Annotated in this window: 13 protein-coding genes and 1 other RNA gene; 1 reads left to right on the forward strand and 13 read right to left on the reverse strand. The window is 47.0% G+C overall.

The annotated features are described in order from the left end of the window. The 3 genes from ssrA to ACLQ6D_RS11520 all read right to left on the reverse strand — a co-directional run. Positions 1-287: a transfer-messenger RNA gene (ssrA, locus tag ACLQ6D_RS11510) on the reverse strand; the annotation flags it as partial. 149 nt (positions 288-436) lie between these two features. After that, positions 437-2,059, reverse strand: a complete 1,623-nt coding sequence (locus ACLQ6D_RS11515) for a GTPase (protein ID WP_411727429.1) — start codon at positions 2,057-2,059, stop codon at positions 437-439. After that, positions 2,040-3,773: a GTPase gene (locus ACLQ6D_RS11520; protein ID WP_411727430.1), complete on the reverse strand. Its 1,734-nt coding sequence runs from the start codon at positions 3,771-3,773 to the stop codon at positions 2,040-2,042. The genes ACLQ6D_RS11515 and ACLQ6D_RS11520 overlap by 20 nt, the downstream gene beginning before the upstream one ends. A 269-nt stretch (positions 3,774-4,042) precedes the next feature. On the opposite strand from ACLQ6D_RS11520, the gene ACLQ6D_RS11525 reads away from it, so the two are divergent. Further along, positions 4,043-4,486 carry a hypothetical protein gene (locus ACLQ6D_RS11525; RefSeq protein WP_411727431.1) on the forward strand — a complete coding sequence of 148 codons (444 nt, stop codon included), beginning with the start codon at positions 4,043-4,045 and terminating at the stop codon, positions 4,484-4,486. Here the strand turns inward: ACLQ6D_RS11525 and ACLQ6D_RS11530 are convergent. The 10 genes from ACLQ6D_RS11530 to ACLQ6D_RS11575 all read right to left on the reverse strand — a co-directional run bounded on the left by ACLQ6D_RS11530 (position 4,466) and on the right by ACLQ6D_RS11575 (position 12,906). Then, positions 4,466-5,131: a DUF2959 domain-containing protein gene (locus tag ACLQ6D_RS11530; RefSeq protein ID WP_411727432.1), complete on the reverse strand. Its 666-nt coding sequence runs from the start codon at positions 5,129-5,131 to the stop codon at positions 4,466-4,468. The two genes, ACLQ6D_RS11525 and ACLQ6D_RS11530, sit on opposite strands and share 21 nt — an antisense overlap. Positions 5,132-5,156: 25 nt before the next feature. Beyond that, a complete protein-coding gene (locus ACLQ6D_RS11535) occupies positions 5,157-5,717 on the reverse strand; it encodes a uridylate kinase (protein ID WP_411727433.1) in 561 nt (186 codons plus the stop codon). Further along, complete coding sequence (gene pabB, locus ACLQ6D_RS11540) at positions 5,714-7,090, reverse strand: aminodeoxychorismate synthase component I (RefSeq protein ID WP_411727434.1); 1,377 nt, start codon at positions 7,088-7,090, stop codon at positions 5,714-5,716. The genes ACLQ6D_RS11535 and pabB overlap by 4 nt, the downstream gene beginning before the upstream one ends. 336 nt (positions 7,091-7,426) lie before the next feature. Next, positions 7,427-7,666, reverse strand: a complete 240-nt coding sequence (locus ACLQ6D_RS11545; protein ID WP_411727436.1) for a hypothetical protein — start codon at positions 7,664-7,666, stop codon at positions 7,427-7,429. Next, entirely contained in the window at positions 7,663-7,860 is a 198-nt protein-coding gene (locus ACLQ6D_RS11550; RefSeq protein ID WP_411727437.1) for a type II toxin-antitoxin system HicA family toxin, read from the reverse strand. The genes ACLQ6D_RS11545 and ACLQ6D_RS11550 overlap by 4 nt, the downstream gene beginning before the upstream one ends. A 236-nt stretch (positions 7,861-8,096) precedes the next feature. Beyond that, positions 8,097-8,549: a hypothetical protein gene (locus tag ACLQ6D_RS11555; RefSeq protein WP_411727438.1), complete on the reverse strand. Its 453-nt coding sequence runs from the start codon at positions 8,547-8,549 to the stop codon at positions 8,097-8,099. Positions 8,550-8,726: 177 nt separating this feature from the next. Beyond that, positions 8,727-9,182, reverse strand: coding sequence for a low molecular weight phosphatase family protein (locus ACLQ6D_RS11560; RefSeq protein ID WP_411727439.1), 456 nt, complete (start codon positions 9,180-9,182; stop codon positions 8,727-8,729). A gap of 158 nt (positions 9,183-9,340) precedes the next feature. Next, entirely contained in the window at positions 9,341-10,438 is a 1,098-nt protein-coding gene (nadA, locus tag ACLQ6D_RS11565) for a quinolinate synthase NadA (protein WP_411727440.1), read from the reverse strand. Positions 10,439-10,647: 209 nt separating this feature from the next. Beyond that, positions 10,648-12,096, reverse strand: coding sequence for a magnesium transporter (gene mgtE, locus ACLQ6D_RS11570; RefSeq protein WP_411727441.1), 1,449 nt, complete (start codon positions 12,094-12,096; stop codon positions 10,648-10,650). A 63-nt stretch (positions 12,097-12,159) separates the two neighbouring features. Continuing rightward, positions 12,160-12,906: a ParA family protein gene (locus ACLQ6D_RS11575; RefSeq protein ID WP_411727443.1), complete on the reverse strand. Its 747-nt coding sequence runs from the start codon at positions 12,904-12,906 to the stop codon at positions 12,160-12,162. Between the last annotated feature and the right edge of the window lie 84 nt (positions 12,907-12,990).

Here is a 12,990-nt window from a genome sequence, read left to right on the forward strand (position 1 = left end):
CTACCCGTCGGGCCAAGAAAATCACCAGCGATTTCGATTGGGTTTAGCGCTTTAGGCTCCGAACTAAGCCCTGGCACGATCTTACGTAAGATGATCCCTGAATGTCCCGAAGGACGCTGCACGCATAAGCACACACAGTCAGAGAGGTGGTGCAGGGTTTAAGCTGCTAAAGCCACCGAGTAGTTTTCGTCATTTGCGAATACTTATTTTCTGTATTATTTACGAGGTGTACAGTCCTCGGCATGCACTCAAGGTTTCGCTACCCACGTCGAAGCCATGTCGCCCCCTCGATTGTTATTCTAACGGTTGAGACCAGACATTACCAAGATAATTCCATTTGTTTTGTAACTATCGCAGATACAGGATTGAAGGCTAAAGGCTAAAGGCCAAAGGCACAAAACAGCAGGTTTAACACCTTGAACCTTGAACCTATATTTTAATTAATCAACATCCGTGTCAGCGGATTGTCACGGCTTATTTTCTCTGGTTTATAGCTATCGCCAGCACTGCATTGCTCAGTTATCTCGGCAACCTGCCGCAGTTGTTCGGTATGTTGGTTTGTTACGGTTCCTACAATTCCTAGCACTTCCCCATCTATCATACTGATGGCGTTGTCCAGCCCCTTGTTTAGCCCTCTTAACGCGCTTTTTTCGAGAGACGGTTTGAGTTTTTTCATGATAAACCAGGGTATTAACCAGCTTATGAGGATTAACAGACTGCTATGGATAGCGAAATCTACGCCGAGATAGGCTTTATCAGTGGTGTTGCTGTCATAATATCCGATAAACACTTGATAACCGACCCAGCTTATTGCGGCTAACGGCAAGACAATTTCACAAAACCTGACGAACTTCAAAAAAGCCCGGTGTAACACGTTACCGGGATGGGCTAGTGCTTGCCTGACTTGCAATTCGCTTTGCGCTTGGATGATCTTGGGCGCTTTGGTTCTGACGATGACCAGTTGATTTTTCAGGGGCGCAACGGGCAAGCCCAGTTCATCGACTTTGACGATAAATTCGTCCAAGGCATCGCCAAAGCGGGCTTGCGCCCAATCGTCCCATAATACCGTTGCCGTTTGGTCAGTTTGTGCGGTACCCGTCGTGGGATTGGCTATTAGGTCAGTGGCATGGTCGGCATAGTACGCGGCCAGCTTCTGGATAGGCCAAATAAAACCTTGTTGTAATTGGCTTGAGGTAGTTTGCCACTGGCTTTGCCAGCGTTCTTCGGCCTGTTTTGCAGCGGACTGGGAGCCTAAAACATGGAGAATCGCCTGGAGTTTATGCCTTAATTCATCCTTGCGAATTTGTGTGCCCCGTTGTTCCAGTTCTGCGACTACATGCTTGTTTGACAATGACAAAATGGTCGATTCCAACGATGCGAATTCATCAGGATAAGCGCTTTCTGCACACACGGTTTTGAAAATGATAGGCTCAACAAAACCCGCTTTACCGAGTTGCAGCTTAAAATCTTCATATTGCGCCTGTTGCCCCCTATCCCATTGATTGAGCACAAACAACCAGGCATGACGGCTACCTTCGGACAACAGCAAGCGCCAGGCCTTTTCATCCCGGTAACGTTCGGGACTCACGACATAGATCAACACATCGATATGCGGTAACCACTCGAAAACCAACACTTTGTTGCTTTGTTCGGTGCTGTCGAAATCGGGCATATCAATCCAGATGATATTTTTTTTAGTCCCGTCATCATGCTGGGCAATCCTGATCTTTTCGATGGGCAATTTTTCCGGCAAATGCTGTATCGCCACATCCCGATGATGGAATAGGGTGACTTCGCGTGAAGTCGGCCTTTCTATGCCCGCTTTGGCAATCACCTTGCCAGCAAGCCGGTTCAGCAAGGAACTTTTGCCCACGCCGGTACCGCCCATAAATGCGACAATGAGTGGCCTTGAGCCGTTATGGTTAAATAAAGCTTCTGGCGTTCTGGCATCAAAATCGCACAAAGCTTGCGCCGCTTCCTGGTTTAACCAACCGGCCGCTAACGCTTGTTCAGTCCAACGCTTTGTTTTTTCTACTAGATCAGAGTAATTGTAAGCCATGGCGCTTTTCTATGAGTTGTGATTCAGCTTGCTGTAACTGCTCAGGAGAAATATTAAAATAAGTGACTGAGGATAATTGATCGGACAATTCCAGGAGTTTTTTCTTCATGCTCTCGGTAAATAACGCCTGTTTGACAGCCGTTAATTGGTGCTGTTTTAATTCCGTTTCCACACGACCCATGTAACTTCCTATCGCGCTTTCTGCCAATAAGGAGGTGACTGTCAGCATGGCTGGCGCAATCACCAAATCGTGCATACCTATGCCGCCCGTGTGCAATGCCAAAGCGATAACGGCAGCATCGGCAGTGACTCGGGTTGCCCGCAAGCTATTGAGTATAATGGGTTGTTCTTGTAATTTGTGGTATAAGCGATTTGCCGTATTTTCGACTTCTTCCTGGAAAGTCAGATGATAGCGCTGCGCGGCATCGGCAAAATCTTTGAGAATATCCGCCCGTTGTGTGCGTAGCAAACTGCTAAATTCTTTCCACCACCGGCTTTGCCTGTTTTGTTCCGCCTGATTTAACAACTTGTCCGCCATTTGAATCAGTACGTGTTCGGCAATTTGATTGAGCAAGGTGATTTCCTGGCTGCTATCGGCAATATGGAGGCGTTTGCGGCCTATGCTCATCATTTTCCTGATCGGCCAAGTCAGCACCCTGCGCGTATTCGCCAAAACCCCGGCCAAACCGGGTATTTCCAGCAAATTCAATAACTCTGCCAACGCATGTTGGAAAGTTTCATAATGATGTGGGTGATTGAGGTAATCACGCTGATAACTATCCAACCCTTGCTGAATGACTTGATCGACCAAACCCCGCCAGTCCTTCAATGATAGATGCTCTGCTTGCACGGGCTCAAGCCAGACTTGCCATTGCTTTTGCAGCAATTCCTGTTCTAATCGAGGCTGTTTTTTACGGTTGACCTGCCCCGCTAACCGTTGAAGCTGCTGGGAATCAGGCCATTGCGGCATTCCCGTCTGTTTTTGGTAATACAAGGGCACGACTTCGGGAAATTCATCTTTTCTGACTTGCTGCCATTTATCTTTCAATGAATTGAACAATAAGGCTTCCGAACCTTCACTCAACTTGTTCAAACAAATGATGGTCGGCTGTTGCAGGACTTCCAGCGCCGCCATAATGTCCCAAACGGATTGGTCGGCATATTTCTCTTTACTGACCACTAATATGACCATATCTGCCAGTGCCACCGTCCTGATGACACCTTCTCGGTAATTTCCCGAATCGATGGAATCAAAATCAGGCGTGTCCCAGATTACACAGCCAGGTAAAAACGTGGAGTCTACCGGATTTTGGGTTAAGGAATAACAATCGTGCCGGTCTTTGGATAGCTGGCTTTGCTGCACCTGTTGGAATCGCCCGAAATACCATTGCAAACCGTTACAAGCCGAAAGCGTTACGCCATCACAAAAGCCTTGTGGGTGCATGGTATATCCGGCTAACGGGCTTACTCCTGCCGCACTGCTATTTAACAACACATTAACCACGGAGCTTTTACCGGCCTGGGTCGGCCCGACCACCGCTATCTGTAGGGGATGTCCAGGCGTGGAATTGAACAGTTGCCCTTTGCGAAGAAACGCTTCTGCCAAAATCAGTTGATCTATGCGTTGCTGATATTGTGATTTATTTGACTCATCGCTCAGTTGGCTTAATACTGACTGGTAACGCTGTTTTAGTAACTGTATAAATTCCAGCATATTGAGTTTGCTTAAGTTTATAATTGGCTTACATTTTACTTGGTTTAGCTATTTAGTGTTATACGGAAACCCGCAACACTAAATAGCTAAACCAAAAGTCATAAAGGAAAAGGAGATTTTTTGAATTTTTAGAGATTCCTTTAAATGCCCCATAACTTCGCTTAGCATCGAATATTTGGGCAGTGAACAGACCACACAGCGCCATATATTAACAGTAATAACCATGAATACCCTATCATGGACAGATACATCACACGAGGCACAACAATATGAAACGATCACCCCTGCTTTTTTTTATTATCTTGTGTTTAGCGCTAACTGCCTGTGGTAGAGGCCAACAGATTAACGGCCATACGGCAAGAACTGCATATCGGTCGGTCAAAACTATCAAAGAAAGACTTCCTCCCGATAATAAAGTTGAGTTTGAAGTCTCGTTCTGGACGATAAGGGATGCCAACAGTTCTGAAGACGTATTTCTGGATGCCGTAGACGGCAAATCACCTTGGGAAATTATTGATATGGCAAAAGAAATTTATCAACAACGCAAGACTACCGGTTTTAAAGGCTACGAGAAATATAGTAGCTGGGAAGAAATGATCGCCCAATTTGACAAGGAAAGGATCGAACAAGAACATCGAAAAGGCAGTACAAAGCAGGACGAAAGCAGGAAAAATGGGACGATTTTGTACGATTTAAGAACCCCTAACCGGTAACGCTTTCTGGTTTGACAATAGCGACACAAACTGGCTGGCTTCCAAAATCGTCAGTTCCATCGCCTGGATTAATTGGGAAATATCAATGCCTATCTCAATAAATTCATGTTGCAGCGCGGAAATGGCACGGGCGTTAAGATTGTGCTTGAGGTACAACACCTGATCTTTAAAGGCTGACAGCACTGGCTGAATTCTTGCTTCGGCCAATCGCATGGTTTTAATCAGCCGCACGTAGTTCTGTTTCGCTGCCTTAAGTTGTAGTTTGCTGTTGTTACGCAGCATGCGGTCAGAATATTCATTCAGTTCACTTTCCCACTCAGCAAATAAGGCATGGCTCACTTCTTCAATCGCCTGTATCCTGTCGCTCACGGCATCAGATTTCGACCGGCAAAATTGATATTGCCTGTTCAGCAGATTGTACTTTTGCTCTAAGGACGTTTCATTAACGTAGACAAACGACTTAAACTTTACCAGCGCATCTTCAAATTCATTCCTGGTTTCTTGAAGGCTGGAGCAAGCCTGTTCCACTTGGTATACCACGATGTCGCGCTTGTGCTCGCCGATAGATTCTCGGGCGCTGTAATAAAAATTTCTGAATACTTTCGAGAAAAATCGACCCAGCAAGCCAAAAACTGTTTTCCTCAAACTATTTGATAGCGATTTTCTGGGGCTATGATAAGAAGTCTTCTGCATGTACGACGTTTACTTTAAAGGATGTTTGTTTGATGAATTCATAGAACGACACATCGACAAGCTGTTGTTGCACAAGTTTCAGCACATCGAAATCAGCGTCAATATTAACAGATTTGACAAGGATAAGTTCATCCGCGCCTAGCGTTTTAGCTATCCATGCCGACAAACTGTCGGACGTAATATCCCAGGAAGGCGGAATACCGGCCTTATCAAGCTCAATAATATCAGGCGACCAGATAGTAACACCTGGCTGGCTGATAGATTTTCCTAATTCGTCTATTGAAGCTGCTATCAAAAAGTGTGGTTTTATTCCATTAAATAATAAGGCCATTTGCTGCATGGCTAGGATTGCCATAAGGTGCGCGGCCCTGTCATCAAAGTGCCATTGCTGTTGCGCATACCTGACTTGATCCGCAAACACGCCGCCTCCAGGCACAATGACCACCGCCTTATCTTGACAACAGTGTTCAATCTTGTCCAGGCACTGTTGGAGCTTGCCTGATGCCATCAGGCTACCGCCAAGTTTGATAACAATCATCCAACCCTTAACTTGTTCAACAACTTTAGCAATGCCGTGGCCTTATCAAAGCACTCCTGATATTCCTCTTCGACATCGGAATCATCGACGATACCGCCACCTGCCCAAAAACGTATCGTGCCATTCGAATGCACCAAGGTACGTATGGCAATATTGCTGTCCATATTGCCATCAAACCCCATATAACCGATAGCGCCGCAATAAATGCCGCGTCGGCTAAGTTCCAGTTCTTCGATCACTTCCATCGCTCGGATTTTTGGCGCACCGGTAATTGAGCCGCCGGGAAAACAACTTTTTAATAAATCCAGCGCATGTTGTCCGTCTGCCAATATACCTGTCACTGTGCTGACCAAATGGTGCACAGTGGCGTAACTTTCCACGGCAAACAAGGCCGGGACTTGTACCGAACCTTTTTTGCAGGTCTTGCTCAAGTCGTTACGAAGCAAATCAACGATCATAAGGTTCTCCGCCCTATCTTTAGGGCTGTTGCGTAGCAGATCGATTTGTCGCCAGTCCTCAGCGGGATAAGCCCTTCTCGGCCTTGTGCCCTTGATCGGCTTGGTTTCAACCCGGCCATTGACCAATTTTAAGAAACATTCTGGCGATGAACTTAATATTTGCGCTTCAGGGTAGTTAAGGTAAGCGCTGAATGGCGCTGCATTCATCTCCCGTAACATTTGGTAAGCAACCCAGGGATCGCCTACACAATCGGCAACAAAGCGCTGGGAAAGATTGACCTGATAGCAATCGCCTTCTTTAAGGTAATGCTTAATCCTTTGAAAGGCGCGAGTGTAACTAACCTTATCCATATTGGATTTGACCGCACTGGTCACCCTAAAATCACCTTTGTGGCGTTCAATGGGTAACTTGCTGAACAACTCGATTAATGTTTGCCAGCGGCACTCATCGCACCCATGCCCCACCAAAAAACTCCGGTGTTGATGATGATCGACAACAACAGCCCAGTTATAGATGCCAACGGCCATTTCAGGGATGTGTTCCGCATCGTCGGCAATATTAGGAAGCTTTTCCAAACGACGCGCCAAATCATAAGCAAAATACCCGATTGCCCCGCCGTTAAAAGGCAAACCTGCAAATCCTTCGCATGGATTGGCGACCAGTTCTTGCTTCACCAGATCGAAAGGATCATGATTGGAATGTACCACAGAGCCGTTACGGTTTATCTGCGTAATTTCACCATGAGTGACTAATGTAATCACCGGCTCTGCGACAAGAATATCGTATCTGCCCTGCTGGCTATGCGGATAGCCGCTATCGAGAAAAACAGCCCACGGCTGATTTGCAATGGCGGAAAATAACGCGGCACTATCAGTGAGATAAGGCAGCGGCGAAATAAGTTGCTTGCTTGGCACGCTAAGTGTAATCGGTTCGGGAAAGTAACTCGACGATGCAAATGTTGGTAATGATGCCACGGATGGGCTTGCTTGTTGAAATTATTAGACTATTCGTTAGGTTCGTAGGGAGGATTACGACTGCATGGAGCAGGAGGTAGGGCAACGCATGGAGCTGTTGCCGAGACGCGCAAAACCTCTTAATTTTCAGATAAGTAAATATTTTCCGCGCATCGTAATCCGCCATTTCGATAAACACCACCGTTGGCGGATTACGCCCTATACAATTTACCCGCCTTGGGTTGATAAGCCCAGAATTTTCGGATAGTAGCTGGGGTTACCAACTCAGCCTACGGATTAGGCAACACTGAGCATTTTGTTCGCGTAGTCTTTACCTGATGTTGTCGGTGGCAAAAATTTGCCTTCATGTTTGTATTGCACAATGGTTTCCTCGACGATTTTACACAGTTCAGCGAAAACCTGTTTCTCATCGTTACCGTGACAGCCTCCGTAAAAAAGACCGGGGCAACTTCCTACAAAGCATTGATCTTCATCTGACCATTCTACGATTTTCACATAACGATAATGTTCGTTCATTTTTTTGACTCCTCTATTGCTGCTTCAACAACTCTTTCTTGATACTTTTTAGCATCATCCCCTGCTTTTCCAGAAATGACTACCGACTTCATTACTGTGGGATGTACAAAATTCCTGTGACTTCCTTTTCCGCCTCGGTTCACAAAACCAGCTTTTTCAAGCTGGCTGATTAATTCTCTAATTTTTTTGGGCATTATTGCTCAAATGTAAGAATAGCGGTTTTGAATATAACGTAGGGAGGATTAGACGCGCAAGCATTTCAAGCTTCAGATAAGTAAAGGTTTCCTGCACGTCGTAATCCGCCATTTTGCGGCAATGGTTCCATGCCATTTGTCGTACTCCCATCCTTGGGGGTCGAATGAGCACCGTATTGGTGGATTACGCCGCGCCCAAAGGACAAACAAAATAGACAAATCGTCTATTTGCGCGGCTAATCCACCTTACGGCCTTGATGATGGTCGACAACAACCGCCCAGTTATAGATGCCAACGGCCATTTCAGGGATGTGTTCCGCATCGTCGGCAATATTAGGAAGCTTTTCCAAACGACGCGCCAAATCATAAGCAAAATACCCGATTGCCCCGCCGATAAAAGGCAAACCTGCAAATCCTTCGCATGGATTAGCGACCAGTTCTTGCTTCACTAGATCGAAAGGATCATGACTGGAATGTATCGCTGTGCCGTTGCGGGTAATCTGAGTAATTTCACCGTGCGTGACCAATGTAATCGCCGGTTCTGCGGAAATAATGTCGTATCTACCCTGCTGGCTGTGCGGGTATCCGCTATCGAGAAAAACAGCCCACGGACGGTCTGCAATAACGGCGAATAACGCTGCACTATCAGGGAAATAAGGCAGCGGCGAAATAAGTTGCTTGCTTGGCACGCTAAGTGTGACTAGTTCAGGAAAGTAACTCGACCATACGAATGTTGGTAATGATGCCACAAGGACATGCTGAGTTGTTGAATTTATGAGGCTCTTCATCGGGGGGTTATTAAACCGTTAGCGGAAAATAATTGCAAAAATAACGACACGCTTGAAGCGTACGGTCACGCGTCCCATTCAACATTTCTGTACCGCTTGGAGCAACGGCAGCTTCTTGAGTTCTTGGGAGATGACGATTGCACAACGTTTGTATTCCTCGAGATCATCGCCATATGGATCATCGATCCGCCACTGAATAATGCGACCCAGTGGCAATGATGGAAAGAATTGTTGAAGGTCTCTGGCGATCTGCTTATCCATCGCGACTAGGAGATCAAAGGCTGCCAAGTCTAAGTCCCTCACATTTCGGGGAGTATGACTGCTCGCATCTATATTGAGTTGTTGCTCCAAGATATAGATTGCGTTGGACGCATCGCCACTAGTGCCAGGCCGAATGCCTGCTGAAGCGACCTCGACGAAGCGACCAAACTTCTTGCGGGTAATGTATTCCGCCAGAACGCTGCGGCAAGTATTGCCAACGCAAATAAATAGGATGTGTGGTTTCTCCGATGCAACTGGTTGTCCTCCGGTCACGATTTACCTCTAATGGTTCATGGGACACCTAACCTAAAGCTCAGCGGCGCAGCGTTAACGGAGACCGATGGAGCGTTGAGTTAGGCTTGTGTGTTGATTCGACATACGGCGCAATACGGCTACCGCCTATTCCGCCCTACAGATTGCGCCTTACCGCGTCAATGAATAGCCAACATATTATCCAAAGCTTTTTTGGCTAATCTAGCCTCTTCCGGTGGCACGGAAATCTGGTTGATGACATGGCCTTCCGCCAAGTTTTCCATCACCCAGGCCAGATGTTGCGGGTCAGTCCTGAACATGGTCGAACACATGCACAAGGTGGGCGACATGAAATGGACATTTTTACCGTCCGCTTTGCATTCTTCATGCAGGCGGTTCACGAGATTCAATTCGGTTGCAACCAGCCAGCGGGTATTGGGTTCGGCGGCGCGGATGGTTTTCAAGATGTAGGTGGTCGATCCGATGTAATCGGCTTTTTGGCATACCTCAAACGGCGCTTCAGGGTGGGCAATGACCTTGGTTTCCGGATATTTGGCCAGAAAATTATCGATCTGTTCCGGCTTGAACATCTGATGCACGGAACAAAAACCGCCCCAGAGAAAGATTTTGGCGTTCTTAATTTGCTCCTCGGTTAACCCGCCCATCGGCTTGTTAAAATCCCACAGCACCAGTTGTTCCAGCGGGATGCCCATGCGGTAGCCAGTGTTACGGCCTAAATGCTGATCGGGGAAAAACAGGGCTTTAGGCCGTTTTTCAAAACCCCATTCCAGTATTTTTTGTGCGTTTGAAGAGGTGCAGACAATACCTTCATGCTGGCCGCAAAACGCTTTCAGGTCGGCGGCGGAATTGATGTAAGTGACGGGTGTAACTTCATTATCGACATCAATCACCTGCCCTAATTCCTGCCAGCATTTTTGCACTTTAATAAGGTTAGCCATATCAGCCATCGAACAACCTGCCGCGAGATCAGGTAGGATGGTGACCTGTTCGGGGCGGGTCAGGATATTCGATACTTCCGCCATGAAATGCACCCCGCAAAAGACGATGTACTCGGCATCAGACGCTGCCGCATCCCTGGATAATTTTAATGAATCCCCAGAAAAATCGGCATGTTTAAACACTTCATTGCGCTGATAATGGTGGCCTAATATCACACAACGTTTACTCAGCTTGGCTTTGGCGGCAATAATCTTGGCATCGCATTCTTCATCGCTGAGCAATGCGTAATCTTGTATGGGGAATGGTGTCGATGTCATTGCTTAACCTGAATAGCTAAAACCGGATGGCGGGCTTTGGATTAATCCGAATGAATAATCACTCGTGTGTCTTGCTTGTGATTATAAAGCAAACCGTATCAAGTACCAATATTATGGCGTTTTGCAGAATTACAAGCGTAGTAACAGTATTAAATTGTAAAACCACGGCCTTTATCTGACGGCTTCAAAAATGAGCCTGTTTCCTTAGATTACTTGCCAATCAAAAACATCCTCGCCAAAACCAGGACAATAAAAAAACCCATCGAATCAGTAATAGCCGTCAGCATGATGCTGGTGCCTACTGCTGGGTCTTTACCGAGCTTATACCGCACCAAGGGAATACTAAGGCCGACCAGCACGGCCACCAGAAGGTTTATCAACATGGCCGAACCAATGACTATAGATAAGGCCAAATTGTAGTAAAGCACCCAACTCAACAGGCCGATAAGGATACCGATAAACGTCCCGTTCAGCAGTGCAAGCGTCAGTTCTTTCTTTATCATCCGGCGCACATTGACCGCGTTGATTTGCCCCAATGCCAGCGACCGGATAATCAGCATACTGGTCTGGTTACCGGTATTGCCACCCATTGCCGCAACAATAGGCATAAGTGAGGCCAATGCTACCAGTTGCAAGATAGTGTCTTCAAAAACGTCGATAATCCGGGTTGAGGCAAAAGCCGTGGCAACGTTTATCAACAGCCAACCCCATCGGTTTCTGGCGGACTTCCAGACACTGGAGAACAAGTCTTCGTCCTCTTCAACGCCCGCTTGGGATAGGATATCCTCATCGTTTTTTTCGCGGATGAAGTCCAATATGCTATCGACGCACAGTCGGCCTTGCAGTTGACCCTGGCTATCAACGACCGGTGCAGAAATCAGGTCATAGCGTTCAAATGCCCGCGCCGCGTCTGCTGTGTCTTCGTCTATCTGGAACTGGACAAAATCCGTGACCATCGCTTCGGCAACGTGCTGTGTGGGCGAATGCGTAAGCAACCGCTGCAAAGGCAATACGCCTTTGACGACATTATGCTGGTCAACGACGAATAATTTATCGGTATGGCCGGGCAATTTACCTAACTTGCGGATATAGGCAGTGATGGCCCTTAAATTTAGGTCATCCCGGACGGTAATCATGCCAAAATCCATGAGCGCACCGACCTGATTGTCCTGATAGGAAAGAATGGTTTTAAGGTGGGTGCGCTCCTGGTTATTCAATGACCGCAGAATCTTGAGCATCGCCCGTTTGGGGATGTCTGAGGCAAGGTCGGCAATTTCGTCCGTATCCAAATTGCTTGCAAACGTCGCCAACTCCTCCGCTTCCATGCCTGAAATCAGGGTTTGCCTCACGGCATCGGACACTTCCAGCAATATCTGCCCGTCATAATCGGTCTTGATTGCATCCCACACCGTCTGGCGTTGGTCTAAGGGCAAGGACTCAAGAATGAACGCAATGTCCGCTGGGTGCAAATCGGACAACCGCTCCTGCAACCGGACTTGATGCTGTTTGCTGACTAGCGCTTCTTCCAGGTCATGGTGGCTTGAAGTGCTCTTCCGGACCAGTGACTTTTCCAGATCCTGCCTCTCAAGCAGCCCCACGACAGCCTGTAGCTGTTGTTGCAGGAATTGAGTGGAATCGACTTGATTTGGGGAGCCCATTTCTAACTTTTTGATTAGTTTTGTTCTTTTCAATCGTTCCAGATTTGAAAAGGGTTATTGGGTTTACAGGGCAGTACGGGCCAGAATCTCCTGCCAAAGTTCATGGTAAGCTTCAGCAGAACTGCTTCTGCCGCTGTAAGCAGCCAGCGGCATCCGCTCCAACCCCATACGTTCAATATCACTGGCATAAGGTATGGACGTCTTTAACAGCCCCGGATAATCGGCAAGCGCCTCGCGCATTATATCCTTGTGCATGTTTTTTCGCCTATCGACCATGGAAAAAAATGGCACAAGACTGGTATTTTTCAAATCATGGCCTTCGATAAATGCCTTTAACTGCGCTAGCGTCCTTAAAGACAGTGTCGTAGGAATTATAGGCGATAACAACAAATCAGCCGCTTCAAAAACGGCTTCGGACAATAAGGAAATACTCGGCGGGCAATCCAGGAAAATAAAATCGTACTCGTTTGCCAGGGTATTGAGGCGTTTTTTTAGTTGCCGAGTTGGCTTTTTCTTGTCGTCCAGCAGCAAATCCAGGTTCCTGAACGAAAAATCTGCGGGTATCAAATCCAGGTTATCAAAATCAGTGCCTTTAATCAGTTCTTCCAATTCCCGTTTCCCGGCCATCAGATCCTTACTGCCACCTTTGATTTTAGGTTTGATGCGAAAATAATAACTGCTGGCACCCTGAGGATCAAGATCCCAAACCAGTGTACGATAACCACCCTGAGCTGCGTTAAACGCCAGATTAACCGCGCTTGAGGTTTTACCAACGCCGCCTTTAATGCTGTATAAAGCCAATATTTTCATTTCAACCCCGGGTTTTGATAATCATAAAAAATAAGTCAGATTTGATGTTTAGCGCTACCGTAGGGGCAGGCCTTGTGCCTGCCC

It is taken from the genome of Methyloglobulus sp. (assembly GCF_046714055.1).
Taxonomy (GTDB): Bacteria; Pseudomonadota; Gammaproteobacteria; order Methylococcales; family Methylomonadaceae; genus Methyloglobulus.

Excerpts from the sequence above, each read along its gene's own strand:
- ACLQ6D_RS11515 (WP_411727429.1), bottom strand. The coding sequence starts at position 2,059 with ATGGCTTACAATTACTCTGATCTAGTAGAAAAAACAAAGCGTTGGACT.
- ACLQ6D_RS11520 (WP_411727430.1), bottom strand. The coding sequence starts at position 3,773 with ATGCTGGAATTTATACAGTTACTAAAACAGCGTTACCAGTCAGTATTA.
- ACLQ6D_RS11525 (WP_411727431.1), top strand. The coding sequence starts at position 4,043 with ATGAAACGATCACCCCTGCTTTTTTTTATTATCTTGTGTTTAGCGCTA.
- ACLQ6D_RS11535 (WP_411727433.1), bottom strand. The coding sequence starts at position 5,717 with ATGATTGTTATCAAACTTGGCGGTAGCCTGATGGCATCAGGCAAGCTC.
- ACLQ6D_RS11545 (WP_411727436.1), bottom strand. The coding sequence starts at position 7,666 with ATGAACGAACATTATCGTTATGTGAAAATCGTAGAATGGTCAGATGAA.
- ACLQ6D_RS11550 (WP_411727437.1), bottom strand. The coding sequence starts at position 7,860 with ATGCCCAAAAAAATTAGAGAATTAATCAGCCAGCTTGAAAAAGCTGGT.
- nadA (WP_411727440.1), bottom strand. The coding sequence starts at position 10,438 with ATGACATCGACACCATTCCCCATACAAGATTACGCATTGCTCAGCGAT.
- mgtE (WP_411727441.1), bottom strand. The coding sequence starts at position 12,096 with ATGGGCTCCCCAAATCAAGTCGATTCCACTCAATTCCTGCAACAACAG.
- ACLQ6D_RS11575 (WP_411727443.1), bottom strand. The coding sequence starts at position 12,906 with ATGAAAATATTGGCTTTATACAGCATTAAAGGCGGCGTTGGTAAAACC.